Source organism: Halopiger thermotolerans (assembly GCF_054654555.1).
Genome location: NZ_BAAIEU010000004.1, coordinates 1890809 through 1911238 on the forward strand (window position 1 = coordinate 1890809; position 20430 = coordinate 1911238).

The 20430-nt window shown below is 68.8% G+C and carries 19 protein-coding genes; 8 read left to right on the forward strand and 11 right to left on the reverse strand.

Annotation, left to right across the window (positions count from 1 at the left end):
• Positions 1 to 154: 154 nt before the first annotated feature.
• A complete protein-coding gene (locus tag ACYQ26_RS17225; RefSeq protein ID WP_459810116.1) occupies positions 155 to 814 on the forward strand; it encodes a potassium channel family protein in 660 nt (219 codons plus the stop codon).
• Positions 815 to 1094: 280 nt separating this feature from the next.
• On the opposite strand, the gene ACYQ26_RS17230 is transcribed toward ACYQ26_RS17225, so the two are convergent.
• The 3 genes from ACYQ26_RS17230 to ACYQ26_RS17240 form a co-directional block, all read right to left on the reverse strand.
• Positions 1095 to 2162, reverse strand: coding sequence for a DNA methyltransferase (locus tag ACYQ26_RS17230; protein ID WP_459810117.1), 1068 nt, complete (start codon positions 2160 to 2162; stop codon positions 1095 to 1097).
• A 95-nt stretch (positions 2163 to 2257) separates the two neighbouring features.
• Positions 2258 to 2554, reverse strand: coding sequence for a DUF7513 family protein (locus tag ACYQ26_RS17235; protein ID WP_459810118.1), 297 nt, complete (start codon positions 2552 to 2554; stop codon positions 2258 to 2260).
• Positions 2551 to 4125 carry a Na+/H+ antiporter NhaC family protein gene (locus tag ACYQ26_RS17240; RefSeq protein ID WP_459810119.1) on the reverse strand — a complete coding sequence of 525 codons (1575 nt, stop codon included), beginning with the start codon at positions 4123 to 4125 and terminating at the stop codon, positions 2551 to 2553. Before ACYQ26_RS17240 ends, ACYQ26_RS17235 begins: the two co-directional genes overlap by 4 nt.
• Before the next feature lie 191 nt (positions 4126 to 4316).
• Between ACYQ26_RS17240 and ACYQ26_RS17245 the strand changes: the two genes are divergently transcribed.
• Together ACYQ26_RS17245 and ACYQ26_RS17250 are read left to right on the forward strand one after the other, a co-directional pair.
• Positions 4317 to 5324: a calcium/sodium antiporter gene (locus ACYQ26_RS17245; protein WP_459810120.1), complete on the forward strand. Its 1008-nt coding sequence runs from the start codon at positions 4317 to 4319 to the stop codon at positions 5322 to 5324.
• Positions 5325 to 5402: 78 nt separating this feature from the next.
• The gene (locus tag ACYQ26_RS17250; RefSeq protein ID WP_459810121.1) at positions 5403 to 6410 is read left to right on the forward strand and encodes a glutathione S-transferase family protein; all 1008 of its coding nucleotides are present in this window, start codon (positions 5403 to 5405) and stop codon (positions 6408 to 6410) included.
• Positions 6411 to 6541: 131 nt separating this feature from the next.
• Here the strand turns inward: ACYQ26_RS17250 and ACYQ26_RS17255 are convergent, their stop codons facing one another.
• The 5 genes from ACYQ26_RS17255 to ACYQ26_RS17275 all read right to left on the reverse strand — a co-directional run bounded on the left by ACYQ26_RS17255 (position 6542) and on the right by ACYQ26_RS17275 (position 12798).
• A complete protein-coding gene (locus ACYQ26_RS17255) occupies positions 6542 to 6841 on the reverse strand; it encodes a DUF7535 family protein (RefSeq protein WP_459810122.1) in 300 nt (99 codons plus the stop codon).
• A 91-nt stretch (positions 6842 to 6932) separates the two neighbouring features.
• Entirely contained in the window at positions 6933 to 7739 is an 807-nt protein-coding gene (locus ACYQ26_RS17260) for an NAD-dependent epimerase/dehydratase family protein (protein WP_459810123.1), read from the reverse strand.
• Positions 7740 to 7824: 85 nt separating this feature from the next.
• Entirely contained in the window at positions 7825 to 8838 is a 1014-nt protein-coding gene (locus ACYQ26_RS17265) for an alcohol dehydrogenase catalytic domain-containing protein (RefSeq protein WP_459810124.1), read from the reverse strand.
• 298 nt (positions 8839 to 9136) lie between these two features.
• Entirely contained in the window at positions 9137 to 10258 is a 1122-nt protein-coding gene (locus ACYQ26_RS17270; RefSeq protein WP_459810125.1) for a GNAT family N-acetyltransferase, read from the reverse strand.
• A 221-nt stretch (positions 10259 to 10479) separates the two neighbouring features.
• Positions 10480 to 12798, reverse strand: coding sequence for an IGHMBP2 family helicase (locus ACYQ26_RS17275; protein WP_459810126.1), 2319 nt, complete (start codon positions 12796 to 12798; stop codon positions 10480 to 10482).
• A gap of 141 nt (positions 12799 to 12939) precedes the next feature.
• Between ACYQ26_RS17275 and ACYQ26_RS17280 the strand changes: the two genes are divergently transcribed.
• The 4 genes from ACYQ26_RS17280 (at position 12940) to ACYQ26_RS17295 (ending at position 15322) form a co-directional block, all read left to right on the forward strand.
• Complete coding sequence (locus ACYQ26_RS17280; protein WP_459810127.1) at positions 12940 to 13314, forward strand: 2Fe-2S iron-sulfur cluster-binding protein; 375 nt, start codon at positions 12940 to 12942, stop codon at positions 13312 to 13314.
• Positions 13315 to 13466: 152 nt separating this feature from the next.
• Positions 13467 to 13913: a thiol-disulfide oxidoreductase DCC family protein gene (locus tag ACYQ26_RS17285; RefSeq protein WP_459810128.1), complete on the forward strand. Its 447-nt coding sequence runs from the start codon at positions 13467 to 13469 to the stop codon at positions 13911 to 13913.
• A 129-nt stretch (positions 13914 to 14042) separates the two neighbouring features.
• Positions 14043 to 14699 (forward strand): DNA protection during starvation protein, encoded by a 657-nt coding sequence (gene dps, locus ACYQ26_RS17290; RefSeq protein ID WP_459810129.1) that lies wholly within the window; start codon positions 14043 to 14045, stop codon positions 14697 to 14699.
• Between the two features lie 158 nt (positions 14700 to 14857).
• Positions 14858 to 15322, forward strand: a complete 465-nt coding sequence (locus tag ACYQ26_RS17295; RefSeq protein WP_459810130.1) for an SRPBCC family protein — start codon at positions 14858 to 14860, stop codon at positions 15320 to 15322.
• A gap of 28 nt (positions 15323 to 15350) precedes the next feature.
• Here the strand turns inward: ACYQ26_RS17295 and ACYQ26_RS17300 are convergent, their stop codons facing one another.
• A complete protein-coding gene (locus ACYQ26_RS17300) occupies positions 15351 to 16010 on the reverse strand; it encodes an HAD family hydrolase (RefSeq protein WP_459810131.1) in 660 nt (219 codons plus the stop codon).
• Positions 16011 to 16258: 248 nt separating this feature from the next.
• Between ACYQ26_RS17300 and ACYQ26_RS17305 the strand changes: the two genes are divergently transcribed.
• Positions 16259 to 16834: a DUF6735 family protein gene (locus ACYQ26_RS17305; RefSeq protein ID WP_459810132.1), complete on the forward strand. Its 576-nt coding sequence runs from the start codon at positions 16259 to 16261 to the stop codon at positions 16832 to 16834.
• Between the two features lie 19 nt (positions 16835 to 16853).
• On the opposite strand, the gene ACYQ26_RS17310 is transcribed toward ACYQ26_RS17305, so the two are convergent.
• Positions 16854 to 18644, reverse strand: coding sequence for a MutS-related protein (locus ACYQ26_RS17310; RefSeq protein WP_459810133.1), 1791 nt, complete (start codon positions 18642 to 18644; stop codon positions 16854 to 16856).
• Between the two features lie 56 nt (positions 18645 to 18700).
• Positions 18701 to 20134, reverse strand: a complete 1434-nt coding sequence (locus ACYQ26_RS17315) for an SLC13 family permease (RefSeq protein WP_459810134.1) — start codon at positions 20132 to 20134, stop codon at positions 18701 to 18703.
• Positions 20135 to 20430 lie beyond the last annotated feature (296 nt).

Genomic DNA, 20430 nt, shown 5'->3' on the forward strand with positions numbered 1-20430 from the left:
GTATACACAGATATGTATATTCTGTGTGAGCGGTGGCTCGCTCGTAGCCCGGTTCGATCGGCTCGTATCGGTCGAATCGGCCCTGACGCAGACGCCTCGACGACTGTGTCGGCCGGACGAACGTATTTCACCCCGGGGCGCGTACCGTTGTACCATGAGGTTTGTCATCGTGGGATACGGACGGGTCGGCTCGCGAACGGCGACCATCCTGGCCGAGGAGGGCCACGATCTCGTCGTGGTCGACAACGACGCCGACCGAACCGACCGGGCGGCCGACGACGGGTTCGAGACGGTTCGCGGCGACGGCGCGGACGAGGACACCCTCCTCGAGGCCGGCATCGACGAGGCCGACGCCATCGGCGCGTTCACGCCGGATCTCAACGTCAACTTCGCGGCCTGCATGGTCGGGAAACACCACGGCTGTCGGACGGTGCTCCGGATCGACGAGGACTACCGCGAGGACATCTACGAGAAGTACGCCGAGGACGTCGACGAGATCATCTACCCCGAGCGGCTGGGCGCCGCGGGCGCGAAGACCGCCATGCTCGGGGGCGATTTCAACGTCGTCGCCGATCTCGCGTCGAACCTCCAGCTGACGGTCCTCGAGATCGGCGAGGGCTCGTCGGCCGTCGGCAAGCGCGTGAGCGAACTCGACCTTCCGCCGTCGGCCCGCATCTACGCCCACGGGCGCGAACGCGAGTCGCTGACGATCCCGCTGCCGGGGACCGAACTCGAGGCGGGCGACGAGGTGGCGCTGATCGTCGAGACGGAGCACGCCGAGGAGGTGCGGTCGGCGCTGGCGGCGACCGCGTAACTCCGTCGACGGTCGTCTCACCGCCGTCCGACAAATCAGACGGTGACCGCGTCGCTCGAGGGACGAGGCCGAAAACGGGAGAGAGCAGGAGTCTCGAGGCGCGCTCGGAGTGGGTGCGAGTGCGTGAGTGTGAGTGAGGGATGGGGGTGCTCCGACTGTCGCGCGCCGTGTGTTTCGTCGTTCGCAGTCAGTATAAAATCCCGTCAGACGATCGACTGACGGAGGTCAGACGGTGTGTCGAACGTCGGACGGTCGGCCCTAAACCGCCGTCAGCGCCGCGCTACTCGTCGTCGACGCGGAAGACGAGGACGTTCTGGTGGACCATCGACGGCACGAACGAGAACGGGTAGCCGTAGACGTGCAGGTCCTTCGTGGGATCGTACCAGATCAGGTTCGCCGCGAGCGTCAGCGGCGCCGCCGACTCGAGGGCGCGCGCGAGGTCGGCCGAGAGGAACTCGTAGGACTGGTCGCGGTACATGTCGCCGATGAAGACGACGACGTGGCCCTCGGGGTCGACGGCGTCGGCGAAGCGGTCGAACTTGGCGGCCATGTCGGCGAGCCACTCGTCTTTGGTCTGCGTGGCGCCGCCGTCACGGGTGCCCTCGCCCTCGTCCCCGTCTCCGCCGCCGTCGCCGTCGAACGACCCCAACTTGCTCTCGCGGATCGCCCGCTCGTTGCGCGTCTGCTCGAGTTCGTCCATGTGCCAGTAGGGGACGTCGGTCAGCAGCAGGTCCACGGAGTCGTCTGTCACGTCCTCGATCAGATCGGCGCAGTCGCCGTGGCGCATGTCTTGAGGCTCGAGGGGCGGTTCGCCCCGGTCGCGTCGTTCCTCGTTTTCGCGCTCGAGGACTTCTTCGTAGATCTCGATCCAGCGGTCGTTGCGCTCGAAGCCGATGGCCTCCCGCAACCCGGTCCCTTCGTGTTCGCAAAAGCTCGCGCCCAGCAGCGTGCCGCCGACGCCCGCGAAGGGGTCCAGTACGGTGTCGCCGGCCTTGCTGAACCGGTTTATGAGCTCCGCGCAGAGCCGCGGCGGTTTCTGTCCGCCGTGTTCGCTGCGCAGGTCGTGCTGGACGTCGGGCGGGTAGCCCTCGGCGATCACCGACTTGGTCGCGTACTTCCACTCCTTGCCGGTGAGATCGTTGAGCCGGTTGCGCTCGTCGTAGATCCCGCGTCCCTCGACGTAGCGCTGGTGGTCCGCCAGTTCGTCGGTGTCGACGACCTCGCCGTCCTCCACGGGGAGGGACTCGTCGCGCGCTCGTTCGGCGTCGAACTCGCCGTTCTCGTCCGTGAACAGCCGGCTCTGGCGGTGGCGACCGCCGTCGCCGCCGCTGTCCCCGTCGTCTGTCATATGCTGCGAGTGACCGCGCGGATCGCATAAAGGTACGGCGCTCGCGCTCGACGGTGGTTCGAACCCGACGAAAAAAGCGATCGCAAACGCCGCTCTTAGCCCGTGTACGAGCTCTCGCCGACGATCTCGAGGAACTCGCCGCGGCCGCGCGCGGTCGCCTCGTCGAACTCGGTCACGCGGACGCGGACGCGCCTCTCGACGGTCTCCGGCCCGGCGCCCTCGATGACCAGGTGCGTGTCGCCGATGTAGGCGTGGCCCTCGTCGTCGTTCGATTCGTCACCGAAGACGTTGTTCGATTCGGCGACGAAGACCGCTATCTCGTCGCCCACCTCGAGCGAGGGTTTCGAACTGCGGAACCGCCAGCCGCGGAGGTACTTGCCGAACAGGCTCATAGGCGGGCCACCTCCTCGCTCTCGCGGTCGATAACGTACTCGCGGCCGAAGCCGGTCAGCGCTGCGATGATGAACACCGTGACGAGCAGCCAGCCCTGAAAGACGAACGGCACTACGTCGATCGGGGTAACGAGCATCCCCTGATCGAACCACTCGTACTGTTGGGGCAGCTCCTGCATCGCCGTGTAGCCGGCGAGCACGCCGCCGGACCACGGGAAGATGTAGCCCAGCGCGGCGGTCTGACCGTCCAGGATGTTCGCGCGCCGGTAGCCGTTCAGGTTGAACCGCTCGCCGATCTTCGAGATGTAGGGGCCGATCGCGACCTCGGCGGCCGTGTTGATGGTGATGATCGCGTTGATCAGCGCGGCGGAACCGACCATCGTCAACTCGGCGTTGCGGACGTTCGTCGCGAGGGTGTTGATCGACCAGTCCAGAATCGCCTGGAACGCACCGCCGCGGATCATGATCTGGGCCGCGCCGATGATAAAGAGGACGAGCAGCGACAGCTCGAGGAAGCCGGACACGCCGCTCATGAGGCTGCCGGTAACGCCGATCGCGTCTGGATTCTCGACGATCGTGAGGATCGGTAGTCCGGCGAGCGGTTCCGCCAGCGGCGCATCGGGAGGCGCCTGAAACAGGAGGATGTCCGACAGGCTCGCCAGCCCGAAGACGAGGTTGAACGCGATCGCGACGACGATCCCCCACGAGATCGCCTCGACGATGTGGCGGCCGGCGACCGCCGCGCCGATCACGACGAGCATCGAGATCAGGTGGACGAGGCCGATCGGGCGGCTCTCGGCGGCCAGCAGTTGTCTGGCCTGTTCGCCGAGCTCGAGGCCGGTCATCAGCTGGCCGGCGACGATGTAGCCGAAGAACGCGACGGTGGCGGCGATCACGACGTACTTGAACCGCGAGGCGACGACGCCGCCGATGTCGGCGTCCTGCGTGACGGCGCTGACGATCGTCGTGTCGCTGACGGGTGCGAGGTTGTCACCGAAGATCGCGCCGGAGAGGATCGCACCGAACAGCAGGACGGGGTTCGCGCCGAGCAGGACGCCGGCCGGGAAGAAGAGGCCGACGAACGCGATCGTCGCGCCGTAGCCCGTTCCGATTCCGGTCGTAAACAGCGCGGCGAGGACGAACGTGATGGCGGGGAACAGGGACGCCCCGACGCCGGCGACGTCGGCGAACCAGACGAGGCCGCCGACGAAACCGCCGTCCTGGAGCAGTTGTGCGAACATGCCGGCCCAGACCCAGGCGACGATCGCCGTCACCGCGACGGGTTGGGTCATCCCTTCGAAGATGGTGTTCGCGTAGGTCTTCCAGTCGCCGCGAACGAAGAACATCCCGAGGATGAGTCCGATCAGGATGCCGACGATCAACCCGCCGGTATCCGAGATTCGCCAGAGGGCGGTCTGGGTGATCGCCCATACGATGAAAAAGGCGATCGGGAGCGCGCTCATCCCGCGACCGCCGTAGAAGCGTATGCGCGGTTCGTCGTCGTCGTCCGGACCCTCCGCGAGCGTCTCCGTCGGATCGGCGCCCGGTGGTCCGTCGTTCATATCGCTCATAGTTAGATCCAGTATCATCCGATTGAACACCGAACAATAAACGCTTTCGACATCGCTGTGATTCGATCGCTCGAGTCCGCACGAACGTGACGGCGGCGTTAGGATTGGGACGCGATATCGACGCCCGCACGGTCGCGGGCGAACGGATGACGGGTCGTTTTCAGGGCGGGCCGCAAACGACGAGGCGAGCGATGGTCTCGGCAGTCGTCCTCGACGCGGTCGGAATCGCCGCCGGTGTCCTCGCGCTGTGGCTCGGCGCGCGGTGGCTCGTGGACGCGGCGTCGACCCTCGCGGCCGGCGCCGGCATCTCGCCGCTCGTGATCGGGCTCACCGTCGTCGCCTTCGGCACCTCCTCCCCCGAAGTCGTCGTCTCCGCGAGCGCGGCGCTCGCAGACCGCGGGGACGTCGCGGTCGGGAACGTCGTCGGCTCGAACGGGTTCAACATCGCCATCATCCTCGGCGCCGTCGCCGTCCTCGCGCCCTTCCGCGTCACCGACACGCTGCTCCGGCGGGACGCGGTCGCCATGGCCGCGGCGACCGGGATCGGGATCGTCGCGCTGGTCGACCTCCGCGTGACGGGGCTCGAGGGCGCCGTCCTCGTCGCCCTGCTCGGCGCGTACCTCGTCGCGCTGGCTGTGTCGGCCCGCGGCGCGGACGGAGCGTCCGCGACCGACGGCCCGGAGCGAACCGACGGCGACGATCCCAGGAATCCCGTACCGACGGCGACCGGCGGCCTCGACCGCGGCCGCAGCCACGCCCACGCCCGCGACGGCGCCCGCCTGCTGGTCGGCCTGGGCGTCATCGTCGGCGGGGGCCGGCTACTGGTGTCGTCGGCGACCGGGCTCGCCCTCGACGCGGGCGTCTCGGAGTGGCTCGTCGGCGTGACGATCGTCGCCGCGGGGACGTCGCTGCCGGAACTGGTCACGTCACTGGTCGCCACCCGGCGCGGAGACACGGCCATCGCCGCGGGCAACGTCGTCGGCTCGAACGTCTTCAACGTCCTCGGGGTGCTCGGAATCGCCGCGCTCGTTCGCCCGCTGGCCGTCGACGGAGCCGCGCTGGTCGGCCTGCTGTGGGTCGGCGCGCTGACGCTCGGCGCGACGGCGCTGCTCGCGACCGGCCGGCGGGTGACCCGCCCCGAGGGGGTCGTCCTCCTCGCGGCGGGGATCGGCTACTGGATCGCGACCGCGCTCGGCTGAGCCGCGCGGTGACGCGCACCGGGGTGGTGACACGAGGGTTAGCGAGCGCCTTTGTACCCGCCGCGGCTAGATGCGGACATGAACATGCTCGTCGACGGCGAATGGCGAACGGACGCCTACGAGACCACCAACGGGGAGGGCGCGTTCGAACGCCAGGAAACGACGTTCCGCGACCGGGTCCGCGACGATCCCGACGCCCGGTTCCAGCCCGAGGCGGGCCGGTACCACCTCTACGTCTCCTACGCCTGCCCGTGGGCCCACCGGACGCTCGTGACGCGGGCACTGAAGGGCCTCGAGGACGCGATATCGGTCTCGGTCGTCGATCCCTTCCGCGACGAGGGGGGCTGGCAGTTCACGCCCGAGAAGGAGGGCTGTACGCCCGACCACGTCCACGGCGCCGACTACCTCCGGGAACTGTACGTGCGGGCCGATCCGGACGCCACCTGCCGCGTGACGGTGCCCGTGCTGTGGGACACCGAGGAGGACACCATCGTCAACAACGAGTCGAAGGAGATCATGCGGATGCTCGACACCGAGTTCGACGAGTACGCCGAGCGGGACGTCGATCTCTACCCCGAGGGGTATCGGGACGAGGTCGACCGCATCCTCGACGAGATCTACGAGCCGATCAACAACGGCGTCTACCGCGCCGGGTTCGCGACCGAGCAGGAGCCCTACGACGAGGCCGTCGACGATCTGTTCTCGGCGCTCGACCACTGGGACGAGGTGCTCGCGGACCAGCGCTACCTCGCCGGCGATCGGCTGACGGAGGCCGACATCGCGATGTTCACGACGCTCGTTCGATTCGATAACGTCTACCACACGCACTTCATATGTAACGTCCAGTACGTCCGCGAGTACGACAACCTCTGGCCGTACCTGCGGGACCTGTATCAGACGCCCGGCGTCGCCGAAACCGTGAACATGGACCACATCAAGGAGCACTACTACACGACCCACCCGGACGTGAACCCGCACCGCATCGTCGCGCGCGGCCCCGATCTGGACTTCGAGAAACCCCACGACCGCGACGACCTGCCGGGCGAGCGGCCGGCGGCTCTCGGCGCGGCGACGGCCGACGACTGAGGACTCGAGACGATTACGGACAGAACGTAAGCAGGGGACGGCGACGAACGAAAACGGAACGGGCCGCGGCGGCGCCGCTCGTGTTCGACGGGGCCGAAACGAAAATTCGCGGTGACTCGAGAACGGACGCGTTACGCCTCCGCTTCGGCCTCCGCGTCGGCTTCGGAGTCGGCCTCGTCGTCCTCGAGTTCTTCTTCGACCTCCTCGGCCGAACCGGCACGCGGTCGGCGACCGCGCTCGTTGCGCCAGCTCTCGTAGCGCGATTCGACCGGTTCCTCGGCGACGAAGACCCGCCAGAGCACCCACGCCAGGGCGATGATCGGGAGCACCGGCAGCATGATGACCGCGATCAGCCCCGCCATCACGTACCCGAACGCCGACATCTGGATGTTCGGGACGTAACCCGTCGACTCGGCCACCTTCGTTGACATACCCGAGGGTACGAACGTTCCGATATTCGGTCTTTCGATCCCTCGAGGCCCACGGCCGCCCGCGACGGCGTTCCGATAGCGGGACGACGAGTCACCCCGTTTCGAGCCCCTCCCGGTCGGGCTCGTCGTCCGACAGCACCCGCTCGGCGTCGTCCTGCGGGTGATAGTCCAACTCGAGCATCGTCTCCGACAGCGAGAGGAAGCGCTTCCCGTTGTTCGAGATGCCGTGGGCGGTCATCGGCGTCCGCGAGAGACTGCTGGTCGCGGCCGCCCGGAGCACCCGCCGGCAGTCCTCGGGGCTGAGCCACATCGCGCGGGCGTAGCGCTCGCCCGAGGCGTCGCGGTCGGCGACCTCCTGTCGGAGTTCCTCGCGGGTGAGCAGCCAGCCGATCCGGAGGTTGATCACGTCCAGCCCGTGGCGCTTCGCGTAGTAGGACCCCATCGCCTCGCCGAAGACCTTCGTGACGCCGTAGTAGGTGTCCGGATCCGGCGGGTCGGCCGGCCGAACGACCGCGGGCTCGCCGATCGTCGACTCCGGGCGGACGCCCGAGACGGCGTTGCCCATGTTAACCGCGTGGTTCGAACTCGCGAAGACCACCCGCTCGAGGTCGTTCTCCAGCGCGGCCTCGTAGGCGTTGTAGAGGCCGTCGACGTTCGGCCCCCGCACCGCCTCCCACTCGGCGCGCGGATCGGGGTTGGCCGCGAGGTGGATCAGCACGTCCTGCCCGTCGAGCGCGTCGACGAACGCGTCGTAGTCGGCGATGTCGAAGGGCGTCGTCTCGAGGTCGTCCGTCTCGCTGTGCGAAAAGAGCGTCAGGTCGGCGTCGGTGCCGTCGAAGGCCGCGATCGCTTCCCTGCCGACGTTGCCGGACGCGCCGGTGATCGCGATGTTCGTCATAGGCGCCCGACACCGACCGGGCGGAAATAGGTCAGCCCGGCGCGTTCCGGCGACCGGACTCGAGCGCGGAACCGAGGGTCGGCGGCTACGGCTCGACGACCAACTTCCCGACGCTCTCCCGATCCTGCATCGCGGCGAACGCGTCGGCCGTCCCCTCGAGCGGGAACGTCTCGTCGATCTCGGGCTCGAGTTCCCCGTCGGCGACGAGGTCGACGAGTCGCCGCAGGTCGTCCTGCGTCCCCATCGTCGAGCCGACGACGCGCTTGTGTCCGAGGAAGAAATCGGCGACGTCGATCGTCGAAGTGCCGCCGGCCGTGCGGCCGCAGACGACCATCGTCCCGCCCCGTCGCATCACGTGCTGGCCGAGTTCGGTGTACTCGCCGCCGAGGTGGTTGATGACGGCGTCGGGCGCGCCGATCTCGGCGACCTGCTCGCGGATCTCGTCGACGTCGGTCGACCGGATCCCGTGATCGAGGCCGAGTTCCCGGACGCGCTCGAGTTTCGACGCCGACGAGGAGGTGCCGACGGTCTTCGCGCCGACGATATCGGCGAGTTGGACGGTCGCGACGCCGACGCCGCCGGTCGCACCGGGGACGAACACGAGGTCGCCGGGTCCGACGTCGGCCCGCCGGAGCATGTGGAAGGCGGTCATGTAGGCGGTCGGGATCGCGGCGGCGGTCGTCGCGTCCACGCTCTCGGGCAGCGGGACGAGCCGATCCGCTTCGACCCGGGCGGCCTCGGCGAGTCCGCCGTGGTACAGCGAGAAGTTCTCGCACATATTCTCGGGCCCCTCGCGGCAGAAGCGGCACTCGCCGCAGGTCTCGTTCGGACAGAGCACGACGCGGTCGCCCGGATCGACGCTCGAGACGCCCTCGCCGACCTCGCGGACGGTGCCGGCGACGTCGAGTCCGGTGACGAAGGGCAGGTCGTCGGCGTCGACCATCGCCGAGTCGCCCTCAAGGACCCACAGGTCGTGGCGGTTGATCGCGCAGGCGTCGACGTCGACGACGGCCTCGCCGTGGCCGGGTGCGGGGTCGTCGCGGTCGATCACGCTCACTCCTTCGGGACCGATCAGGTCGGTGAAGGCTGCGGCTCGCATCGGGTCGAAAATCGGCTGCGACGCTAAAGATTGTGGGGACTGCGGCGATCTGCGAGTGGTTCTCGCCCGATTATCACGGCTTGCAACGACGGTCTCGAGTCCTGAAACGAGACGGAACGGCTTTTCGTCCGTCTGTGATACGCTCGAATGCAGCCGTGTCCGGGTTGGGGTAGTTGGTATCCTGCATCCTCGTGGCGGATGCGACGCTAGTTCGAATCTCGCACCCGGACCTCATTCTTCGACGCCGATTCAGGACTCGTATTGTCGAACAGGAAGCGCCGCTCACGACGCAGGGCCGTCAATCGAAGTGGTACGGCCAGTAGAGCGACCGCCCCGCCTTTACCAGCGGCCACAGCGGGCTACAGCCCCGCTCCCAGACGAGGATCGGGATCGGCTGGCCGCCGAAGCCCTCCTTGAACCGGAAGACGCCGTCCTCGAAGCTCGCGTTCGTGCTTCCGAAGTCGTAGGTCTCGTAGCCGTGGTCGATCCCCCAGCGGAACACGCGATCGTACAGCAGCTCCGAGGCGTGGTCGTCGAAGTACTCCTCCGGCACGGCGGCGAAGAAGCCGTGGATCGCGTTGCGCTCCTCGTCTAACAGTTCCAGGAAGCCGCCCGCGTACTCGCCGTCGATCCGGACCGTCAGCAACAGCAGTCTGGATCGCAGCTCGAGCAGGTGCTCGAAGAACGAAAACGGGTAGATATCGCCGCCGACGCGGTCCATGACGCGTCGGTAGACGCGGTAAAACCGCCGGAGGTTCTCCCGCGTGAGTTCCTCCTCGACGATCTCGTGGTCGGTCTCGCGTCCCTTGCGGATACCGCGCCGCCGGGTTCGGCTCATCCCCTCCTCGATCCGGTCGTACCCCTGGGTCAGATCGAGCACGAACCGACACTCCCGCCGGTACGGGCGGTAGCCCTCGGACTGCAGACGGTTGTTGTAGCGCAGGTAGTCGGTGTCGAGGCCGCGGATCTGGTGGACGATCGTGCGCCCCGAACAGCACTCGGGGACGGCCGCGGCGAGCAGCGACAGCGAGTCGGCCACGTCGGTCGTGACGACCGGCCCGCCGAAGCCGGGGTAGATCGACGACAGCCGGCGAAACGGCGTCTTCTCGATGTCGACGACGAAGTTCGGCAGCAGGCCGATGAGGTTGCCGTCCTTCTCGACGATCAGGTGCTCGGCCGGATAGCCGAGCCCGCTCTCGATCGCCGCGAGCCACTCGTGGCGGTGGAAGACGCTCCCGCAGTGCGAGCGCCGGACGACGTCGTTCCACCGCGAGCGATCGATCGCCCGAATCGAGTCGACGGTGGTCACCTCGAGTCCCGCGTCGGGATCCGTCTCGAGAACCGTTTCGTTCGCGGCCGCTGACTCGCGGTCCGGTTCGTCGCCGCTCGATCGCGGCGCCGTGTCGCTCGCCTGGGCCATTGCTATCGGCGACCATCCCGTCAATCCCGTTAAGTTATTTGTACATACTCTTACAGCTCGCGTCGAGCTACCCGAGCGAACGCGACGGGTCGGAGCGACGTGCGGCGGACGACGCCACGTCTTCGCCGGCCGAAAATCAGCGCGCGAGACAGGTCGGCGTTACCGACTGTAAGCCGTTCCGTAACGAGCGAGCCGGGTGCGCTCTGAATCGAAGCGAAGCGTTACCGCGTCCGGTTCGCGTCGACGATCCGGCCGCGATCCCGTGCGTACTCGCAGAAGTCGTCGAAGACCTCGGCGGCGGTTACGGTGTCGCGGTCGCCGACAACGACGGCCTTCCGGCGCGCGCGGGTCAGCGCCACGTTGAACCGGCGGGGCTCGTCGAGGAACCCGACCTCGCGGCGGTCGTTGCTCCGGACCAGCGAGACGAGCACGACCGCCTTCTCGCGGCCCTGGAAGCCGTCGACGGTGTCGACCTCGAGGGCCTCGGCCGTCGCCTCGGGCAGCGTGCTCTCGAGTGCGTCCTCGATCCGCTTCACCTGGTCGTCGTACGGCGAGATAACCGCGAGGTCCGCGGGCTCGAGGCCCGCCTCGAGCAGCGCGCGGGCGTGCTCGGTCACCAGATCGGCCTCGTAGGGATTCTCCGTCGACGGGGAGCCCTCGCGGCTGCGTTCGGGCGCGTCCGCGTCGCTCGTGTCGACGAAGACGAGCGGTTCGTCAGGCTCGAGTGCGGGGTGCTCGCGGCCGAGGTCCCGGTCAGCGTCGCCGTCGGCGCCCTCGAGCAGCTCCGCGAGCGTGTGGTCCCGAACCGACTCGTCGGGCTCGAGCGTGCCGTCGTAGAACCGCTCGCTCGAGAAGTCCTGGATGCGCTCGTGCATCCGGTACTGGGTGGTCAGCAGCGAGCGGATCGGGTCGTCGCCGTCCGCGCCGTACCGCTCCGCGAGGCGCTCGAACAGCGTCTCGTCTAACCCCTCGCGCTCGGCCTCCCGGCTCTGGATCGTCGGCGGTAGCTGCCGGTGGTCGCCGGCCATGATCACCCGATCGGCCTTTACGATCGGGATCAGACACGAGGGTTCGGTCGCCTGCGTGGCCTCGTCGATCACCAGCGTGTCGAACCGCTGGCCGGCCAGCAGGTCGCTGCCGGCCGTCGAGTTGGTCGTACAGACGACGTCCGCGCGTTCGATCTCCTCGGCGATGGCCTCCTGCGCGAGGCGCTCGGCGCGGTCGAACAGCTCGTCCGCGCGCTCCTGCAGCTCGAGCCACTCGGCCATCTCCTCGATCTTCTCGGGCGGAATCCCCCGCGAGCCGCGGCCCTCCTCGGCGAGTTGCTTGATGCGCTCGTCCGAGAGGCCCCGTCGCCAGCGGCCGGAGGGCGCGGTGAGGTCGTCCTGCCGATCGAGCAGGTCGAAGGCCTCCTCGCGGACCTCGCGGGACTCCCGGTAGGTCTCGTTGTCCTCGAGGCGGGCGTCCAGGGTGTGCTCGCGCAGGGTCGGCGTCACGCGGGCGGGGTGGCCGACCCGCAGCGGCTCGTGGTCGCCGGCCGCGAGGAACTCGACGACGTTGTCGACCGCGGTGTTCGAGGCGGCCGTCGCGAGCACCGAGTCGCCCCGGTCGACGGCCTGCCGGATCGCCTCGACCGCGGTCGTCGTCTTGCCGGTGCCGGGCGGGCCGTGGATCAGGTGGACGTCGTCGGTCGTGACGGCCCGCTCGACGGCCTCGCGCTGGGAGTCGTTGAGCTGCTCGTCGTGCCAGCCGTCGACGACCGCGCGGACGGGACCGGACGCGACCGCCTCGGGCTCCTCAAGGCCGACGATCACGTCTCGGAGGTGCTCGCGGGGGACGTCGCCGTCCGGATCGGGTTCGGCCTCGAGGAACGACTCAAGGGCCTCGAGCATCCGCTGATAGGTGACGTCGTTGACGTAGAGGTCGAGCCGGATGCCGTCGTCGAGCAGCCAGCCCGGCGGCTTCGAGTCGAAGGAGACGGTCACGGAGTGGTTGGTCACTTGGGTCACCGTCGCGGTCGGGTTGTCGTCCCGCAGCGGGTCCCGCTTCGAGACCATCACGAGGTCGCCGACGGAAATCTCGGTGTCGGGGAGGGCGTCGCCGTACCGCTTCGTGAACTTGACGAGGTGGCCCGACAGCCCCTCGCCCTCGTCGCGACCCCGCATCTCGAGCAGGGCCCGACCCTTCGACTCTCGCTCGCGGCCCGACAGCCGGCGGATCTCGCGCTCGTGGCGCTCCATCTCGGCCTCGCGCTCGAGTTCGACGAGCCGGGACCGCTCGTCGACGTAGTCCCGAACGGCTTCCGTCTCCTCGTCCAGCGGCGTCACCGACACCTCCGAGCGGCCGACACGGTTGCCGTCCATGGTCTCGACGAACTCCTCAAGGGCGTCGCCCTCGAGTTCGAGGTCGACGCGCGCTTCCTCGTCGTCGATGTCGATCGCCCCGATGCGGTCGGGGTCGACGTCCGCTTCGCCGGCGAACGCCCCGACGACGTCGCCGGGTCCCTCCTCGGTGAGACCGCGAACCAGCACCGTCGGCATGGTCGGTCGACGGTACGTCCCTCGGGCCGTTAGGAGCAACGGTTTCCGGTACCGCCGGCGCGAGCGGTTCGGTATTCGGTGCTGGGTGTTCGGTGCCAACGCAGGCCCCGCCCTTTTTCGCGAGCGGTCCAACTGCCGTCCGTGACCGACTCGACGACCTGGACCGTCGAACTCCGCGTTCCCGACGACGCCGACCTCAAGGCCGCCGGCGAGTCCCGGACGATCGAGGTCCGCGAGGACGAGACGATCCTCGCGGCCGCCCGCGCGGCCGGCATCTGGCTCTCGGCGGACTGCCAGCAGGGGTGGTGTGTCACCTGCGGCGCGCGGCTGCTCGAGGGCGAGGTCGACCAGCGGGCGGCCAAGCGGTACTACGAGGAGGACGAGGCGGCGGGGTTCGTCCTCACCTGCGTCGCCCAACCCCGGTCCGACTGCGTGCTCGAGGTCGAGCGGTACGGCGAGATGCTCCGGCACCGCGCAAATCACGACAAGCCGCCGGGGCGGTCGAAGCTGGGGTGATACGAGGCCGTCACACTACCGTCGGACCGTTGGCTGACACTACCGACGTCTCGCGCCGTCAGTAGACGACCGTCGGGTCCGTCCGCTTCGACGCCTCGGACCGACCGAACTCTCTTCCGTCTCGGCGGTGTACGACGGCGTGATCCGCCAGCATGACGTCCGATTCGGACTCGCAGCCCCAGTACACCGGCATCCTGTTCTACGACGGCGACTGTCCGTTCTGCTCGGCGGCCGCGACCGCGGTGCGGCAACTCGAGGACGTCGGCATCGTCCCCCGGGACGACCCCGCTGCGCAGCGGTTCCTCGAGGCGCAGTTCGGCGAGGCGCCGTTCGCGCTCTTCTTCGCGGACCGCGAGGCCGAGACCGTCTGGGCGGGGCGGGCCGCGGCGCGGGAACTCTGCGAGCGCGCGGGGATGCCGGTCCTCATTCGGGACGTCGTCGACGAGAACTACGAGCGAATGGCGGACGCGATCCGGTCGGTCGCCGGGGTCGACCGCGAGATCAATCCCTACCACGACGCCTATCCGCTCGCCGACGAGGCCGCGGCGCGGTTCCGCGAGGCGGCGGCGAACGCGCGGTCAACGCACGCGCCGACGTGAGCCGTCGCGGTTCGACTCACTCGGTTTTCGAAAGAGACAATCTGCGGAGAGAGTCTCCGAGAGTGTCGATTCCGGCCGGTATTTGCCACACGAACCACTAAGTGACACGTGGTAGCACTCGACAGGTGCATGTCCGACGAGAAACCACACGCGGCCGGCGACGTCGATGCGGGCGACACCAGCGAGCGAGTCGGAATGGCCGTCCTCCGGGAGCGGGGGCTGGAACCGGAGGAACTCCGGGAGAAACTGCTCGACGCCATCGGCGCCGAGTTCACGACGTACTACTACTACACGAACCTCCGGATGCACCTCGCGGGCCACGAGGACTACAAGGAGATCACCGAGGACGCGCGCCTCGAGGACCGCGCGCACTTCGAACTGGTCGCGCCGCGGGTGTACGAACTCGGCGGCGCGCTGCCCAACGACATCCGCGATTTCGCCGATCGGGCCTCCTGTCCGGACGCCGAGATGCCGGTGCCGTACGAGACGGAGGGGTTCGACCTCGAGAACCTGACCGCCGAGAACATCCTCGAGGTGCTGCTCGAGGCCGAGCGGTGCGCGATCCGCACGTGGTCCGAGATCTGCGACATGACCCACGGCGTCGACCCGCGCACGTACGACATGGCCCAGCGCATCCTGCAGGAGGAGATCGAACACGAGGCCTGGTTCGTCGAACTCCTCTCGATGGAGCGGGACGGCGAAACCAACCCGGCCGGCCACTTCGTGCGGGGCGAACCCGGTGACGCGCCGCTGTCAACGAACCGGCGGTTCAACGACAGCGCGTAGCGACTCCGCTGCCGGGACGCCGCCTCTGCACCGTCTCCGCGCCGTCCGCGCCCTCCGATCCGTTCGCTTCGGGGCCGCCGTTTCCGATCCGCGGCCCCACACCCCAACTGGCACCTGCCACCGATAGGCGGATGACGCCGTGAGTGCTAGCTTATCGCATGGAAGAGATCGAGGTCTTCGCGGAGATCGACGCTCCGCCGCCGGTGGTCTGGGAGGTACTCCTCGAGTTCGACAGCTATCCGGAGTGGAACCCGTTCGTTCGCTCGATCGATGGGCTCCCAGTCGAGGGGGAGCGGCTGCGAGTCCGGATCGAACCGCCGGACTCGCGCGGGATGACGTTCGCCCCCGAGGTGATCGTCGCCGAGGAGGACCGCCGGCTTGCCTGGGTCGGCCGGTTGGCCGTTCCGTTCGCGTTCGACGGCTATCACGAGTTCCACCTCATCCCCATCGACGAGGGCGACCGGACCCGACTCCTCCAGCGGGAAACGTTTCGCGGCGCACTCGTTCCGCTGTTGTTCGACCGCGAGCGCCTCGAGCGCGGCTTCGCGGCGATGAACGACGCGGTCACGGAACGGGCCGAGCGTCGCGTCGAGGCCGAGAACGAGACCGCGTTGCCGGCCTGACGCGATCCGTCGACCGGCGACGGACCGACTAGACGATCTCCTCGAGCGCCGCAAGCGAGTCGATCTCGTGGTCCGGCTCGGTCGGCAAGTCGTACCCCTCGCGGTGGTCCCGGCGGACGAACGCCGAATCGACCCCGGCCTCGGCCGCCGCGGTCACGTCGACGCGGCTGTCCCCGACGTACAGCGGATTCGAGACGCCCAACTCGTCGATCGCCGACTCGAGGTAGTAGGTGTTGGGCTTCTTCCGCTCGATGCCCTCGAGCGACGGCTCGCGGCCGTACCAGACGTCGAACCCGCCGACGTCGAGGTGCTCGAGGATGTTCGCGATCGTCTCGTGCTGGTTGTTGCTGACGATCGCGCTCGGCTTCTCGAGGCGGTCGAGCACCGAGACGTCGTCGTAGAGCCGTTTGCGGCCGGCGCGGATCTCCTCGAGTTGGGCCTCGATGGCGGCGCGCTCGCGAGCGGCCCAGAGGTCCGCGGGGTCGACGCCGTGCTCGTCGGCGACCCGCCGGAGCGACTCGACGTCGGGGCCGAGCAGCGTCTCGACGTGGTCGCGGGTCGGCTCGGCGGCGCCGACCGACGCGAACGCGTCGTAGGTCGCGTCGACCAGCACGTCGTAGTCGGTCGGGGTGGTCAGTACGCCGTCGTTGTCGAAGATCACCGCGTCGTACTCCGTGTTCGTTCCCATTCGGTTTCGAGCATCCCTAGGTCTTGAAGGGATTTTGGCGTTGTGTTCGTGCGATCGGTCGCAGTGGGGGACACCATTGGCCGCCCGCGCTACCGACGTCCGCCGCTCGCGTCCGGGGCTTCAAATACCGGCGGGCGACCAGAACCGGCGGACGATGCGTTCCGACACCCCGCCTGCTCGCTCGAGACGCCATCGCCGCCGTACCGACCCCCCGTCACCGCAGTCCGACCGAACCGACGAGGGCCACGATGGGCCATAGGGCGCTCGTCGCGTACCGGCGCCCCGATCGGCTCTACGACCTTCGCTACAGTCACTGGGGCGGCGAGGACCTCTCGCTCGCCGACGAGATCACCGCCGCGACGCCGCTGGCGGAAGGAGCGATCGAGGCCGCGCTGCTCGCCGATTCGGTCGCCCTCGAGCGGATCCTGACGGACCATCTCGATCCGTGCGTCCACGAGGCGCTGTTCCTCGTCGCGCCCGAGAACGACTACGCGGTCGAGCCCTACCGCGTCTGCTGGCTCGAGTGGGGCGACGGCCGGGACGGCGGCCGCGGCGCGATCGTCGCGGTCGATCCCGCCGACGATCGGGCGGTCAGAACGTGGTTTCGGGCGACGAAGACCGCGCTCGGCGACGTCGTCGAGATGGGCGCGCTCTCGCGGCGCGCGGCGCAGGCGTACCTCGAGGCGCGGATCTGCGAGGACGAAGACGGGACGATCTACACGTACGGGACGGAAATCGACGACGGGACGGACTACGAACCGCGGCGGGATCGGTGGCTCGAGGAGGAGCGAGACCGAGACGGCGACGAGTCGGACCGCCCCTGACCGGACTCGCTGCCGACCGTCAGTCGGTCGTGCCCTCGCTCCAGCGCGCGTCCGCGAGCGTCCGCTGGACGACGTCGTTGCCGACCGCCTCGCCCAGCGTCTCGAAGCCGGCCCGCTCGCTGCGGTCGTCGGCGTTCGCGACGAGCCGCGAGACGATGAACTCCGGCGTCGACCGGCCCACCGTGCCGAAGCGGGGCTGGTAGTCGACCAGCAGTTCGAGGTCCGGGTTCAGCCCCTCCGCGAAGATGCCGTCCACGCGGGCTTCAAGCGGCAGCGGCTCTAAGTCGTCCGCGAGGTGCGTGACGAACACGCCCAGCGCGTCGCGGTCGACGGTCAGCGTGACGAGCCCGTGCAGCAGGTCAGCCGCGCTGCCGGGTTCGGTGATCGCCTCGAACTCGTCGACCAGCATCAGCGTCCGGCCGCCCGAGGACAGCGGCGGGACGATCGATCGCAGGGTAGACTCGAGGACGCCGGCGTTGAAGCTGGCGTGGCGGCGGTGGAAGACAAGCGAGTCGACGGGCGTGACCTCGGCCTGGTCGGCGGGGACGGGCAGCCCCATCATCGCGAGCAGGACGACGTGACACAGCGTCTCGAGCAGGGTCGTCTTCCCGCCGCTGTTCGCGCCGGTGAGGACGGCGACGCGCTCGTCGGCGGGGAGGTCGGCGACGCTCGTGTCGTCGGCGCTCTCGAGGTCGTGTTCGCCCAGCGCGTACGTGACCGGTTGGACGGACTCCTCGTCGGTCGCTGCGAGCGTCAGGTTGCGCGCGTTGACGACGGAGACGGCGCCCTCCTCGCCGTCGACGAACGCAGGCCGGGTGCAGTCGTACTCGAGCGCGAACCGCGCCAGCGAGAGGTGCAAGGCGATGTCGTCGACCGCCTCGACGGCTCGATCGACGGCGTCGGCGGCGTCCTCGAGCGTTTCTCGGTACTCGCTCGCGACGGTCTCCTCGCGCTCGTCGATCGCCGCAGTGAGGTCGCTTCGCAGGGTCCGCAACGTTCCACCGACGAAATCCGTCGCGTCGGCCGCGTCGGTCGGCATCGCGTCCCGCACTTGGTCGATCGTCACGTCCGTCTCCGAGAGGAGGTGGTCCTCGAAGGCCTCGCGGAACTGGTCGACGTCGCGGACGCCGTCCGAGCGCAGGTCCTCGATCAGGTCCAGGGCGTTGGCGTCCATGTCCTCGACGGCGCCCAACGCCTCCCGCAGCCGGTCGAGTTTCTCGTCGGCGCCCTCAGTGACGCGGCCGCCGTCCCCGTCCAGCGCCGCGAGCGCGTCCGCGGCTTCCTCGAGCGTCTCGCGCTCGAGGTCGGCGATCGCCCCGAACGGGCCGGCGTCGACCCCTGCCTCGAGGAGCGCAAGTGCGGCCTCGACGGCCGCCCGCTCGCTGCCGTCGCGCTCGTCGTAGCGTTCGTAGGCCTCGAGGACGGTCTCGCGGTCCGCCCGCTCGAGGGCGGCCCAGGCGTCCCGCGCCGCGAGGACGTCGTCGAGCCGATCCGCCATCGCCTCGCGGCTCGTCAGCGGCGTCAGTACCCGAATGCGGTCGGCCGCGCGCCGCGTGACGGCGTGGTCCGAGGCGAGATCGAGCAGGTCCTTGTACACCGACCGGGCGTCGCTCGTCGCCAGCACGTCGATCCCGTCGCCGCCCGTCGCGCGGCGCAGGATGCGGGTCGCGCGCCCCCGCGCCAGTCCGGCGTCCGCGAGCGCGCGGACGTTCCCGTTCTCGATGGCCCGGATCGCCCGCTCCCGGCCCAACTCCTCGATCAGCGTCTCCCGCGTCTTCGGGCCGACCCCCCAGTACTCCTCGAGTCGCATGCGTTACGTTCTGCACTCGAGGCGATCGTCTTGAACACTGCGCCTCGCAGAGCGGCTCAGTACAAGACGCTGAATAGCCCGAACTGGATCGGCAGGAGGAGGACGATCGTCGCGAGCGAGCACGCGACCGTCGCGACGATCAGCTCCCGCGTTCTGATATCACCTTCGTTCAGAATGACGATGAGGACCGCTGACTGGTACGGGAAGAAGTACGAGCTTAGCGCCATCGTCTCCGCCAGTAACACGGGCATGAACGGCAACCCCGCTGTCTCGATGTAGGGGATCAGTACGGGCGTCAGCACGCTCGCGACGGCCACGCCTTCCATCAGGAACGTGAGCCCGAAGGTGATCAGGAAGACCGACGCGAGGATCACCGCGAGCGGCGCGCCCGTCGGCACGAACTCGAGCAGGTGCGTCGCCGCGGTGTCGGTGAAGCCGGTCTCGGTCAGCCCGTCGCCGATCGCGAACACCGCGGCGATGAAAAAGAGGATCGAGAAGTCGACCTCGCCGCCGACCGCGTCGAAGTCCGCGACGCCGACCTCGGGGAGAAAGGCGAGGACGACGACGGCCACGGCGCCGATCACCGGATGGAAGCCGTGGACGAAGTCCGTCGCCCAGATGGCCGCGCCGACGAGGAGGAAGGCAAGCATCCGCCGTTCCGCAGCGCCGAACCCGGTCCCGGTGCCGTCGCCGTCGGTCGCCGCGGCGTCGCCGGTCTCCGCGTCGGCACCGGGGAGGTCGAACGCCGAATCGGCCGGCGGGCGAAAGAGCAGGTAGACGATGCCGACGACCAGCAACACGCGAACGAGCCCCATGACCGGGTACATGTGGAGCCACCACTCGGACCACGAGATGGCGTGACCGCCGATCGACTCCGCGAACCCCGAGATGATGATGTTAGGGAGGTCCGCGGTCAGAATGCCGGCCGAGCCGTAGAACGTTCCGAACAGCGGCCCGAGGTAGAGGCCGATCCGCGCGTCCCGCGAGTCGAACCGCGAGCCGAGCTCCCGGAGGATCGGCGCCAGCGCGAGGATCCGAACGAGCGCCGACGGAACGAGGAAGGCCAGCGCGTGGCCGCCGAGCGCCAGCGCGAACAGCAGCCGACGGTACGTGCGACGCGTCTCCGAGTTGGCCGGGTCGCCGATGCTCCTGGTCGCGACCGTCCGGCCGACCGCGTTCGCCAGCCCGCTCTGGCGCGTCGCTTCGCCCATCAGGAGTCCGAAGCCGATGAGCCACGTCGCCGGCTTCTGGAACCCGCCGAGCGCCAGGTCCGTCGAGAAGGCGACCGCGATCAGGCCGAGAGCGATCACCCCCGTGTACGAGGGAGGCACTGGCGTCAGCACCCAGAGCACGATGCAAAACAGCGTGATCGCGAGCATCGTCCCCGCGCTCGTCGACACCGACAGCCAGATCGTGGCGGCGACGACAGCCGCGAGGCCGAAGGCGACGGCCGGCGACCGAAGGGTCTCGAGCGCTGTCCTGCGGTTCACTGCCGTCTACTCGTGAATCCGTCGGTAAAGGTGTCGCGATTCCGGAACCTCAGACTGGGTGACCGGTCCCGGGCGATCTGTACTCGGACTCGAGGGTTACTGCGTCGGTTCCGGAGTCGACCGGCGGCGTTGCCGGGCCGAACCGCCGCCAGCGTGGCGTTGGCGTATTTATACACGTACGTGGATATGATTTTGCTCTGGTGGCCGTCGAAGGAGCACAAACACGGGGATTTTTATCGTCAGGGCGCCCTACTGACTCCCATGACTGATGGGCGGGGCGAGACTCCCCGGCGAAC